The sequence below is a fragment of the Vibrio sp. Vb1554 genome, from assembly GCF_033344235.1.
The window spans coordinates 1-1,028 of sequence record NZ_JAWPOJ010000478.1 but is presented as its reverse complement, the minus strand read 5'-3'; the positions used below and the strand labels follow the sequence as shown (position 1 = coordinate 1,028).

Below are 1,028 nucleotides of genomic sequence, written 5' to 3'. Positions count from 1 at the left end.
GACCGCCTAACAAGTAAAGAAGAGATGCAAGCTCTTAAAGAAGAGTTACTGAACATCCTGTCTGATACACGCCTAGTCGTTAATGACTGGCAGCCAATGGTCGACAAACTCAAGATCGTTACAGATGATCTTGAAAAAAACAAAGATCGTGTTTCGATGAAAACCGATCGTTTGGATGAAACCATCGCATTTTTACGTTGGCTTGGTGATCATAACTTTACCTTTATGGGTTACAAAGATTATGACTTAGCGGAAATAAACGGTGATACGGAACTACGACCAGCAAAAGAAAAAGGCCTAGGTCTGTTTGCTGATGAAAAGCGCATTCGCAGCGTTAAATTGTCTGAATTGTCTGATTCAGCAAGACTAGAAGCGAAAAAACCTTACGCTTTGATCATTACGAAAGGCAATCAAGCGTCTCGTATCCACCGTCCTGCTTACACCGACTACATCGGCATCAAAAAGTTTGATGAAAATGGCAAAGTAATTGGCGAGCACCGCTTCACTGGTTTGTACACATCCGCGGTATACAACCAAGCTGTTCACAGCATTCCTCTAATTCGAGAAAAAGTAGATCGTATCTTAGAAGCAAGTGGTTACCGCCGCGGTTCATACTCCTACAAAGCGCTGCATAATATTCTTGAAAACTACCCACGTGATGAACTGCTACAAGCGAACGAAGAAGATTTGCTTGAAGTCGGCATGGGCGTAGTACAAATGCAAGACCGCGACTTGCTGCGTTTGTTCGTACGCAAAGACCCGTTCGGTCGTTTCTTCAGCTGCATGGTGTACGTAACGAAAGACCGTTACAACACGGAACTCCGCCGCCAAACTCAACGCATTCTTAAGCAGTATTTTGGCTGTGAACAAGAAGTTGAATTTACGACGTTCTTCTCTGAAAGCCCATTGGCAAGAACGCATTACATTGTTCGTGTAGACAATAACAACATTGATGTAGACGTGAAAAAAATCGAGCAGAATCTAATGGAAGTTTCTACCTCTTGGGACGACAGATTAAAAGAGTCGAT

At 43.1% G+C, this 1,028-nt stretch carries 1 pseudogene; it reads left to right on the top strand.

Annotated elements, in window-relative coordinates:
- Positions 1-1,028: pseudogene (locus tag R8N28_RS27205) on the top strand (NAD-glutamate dehydrogenase domain-containing protein); the annotation flags it as partial.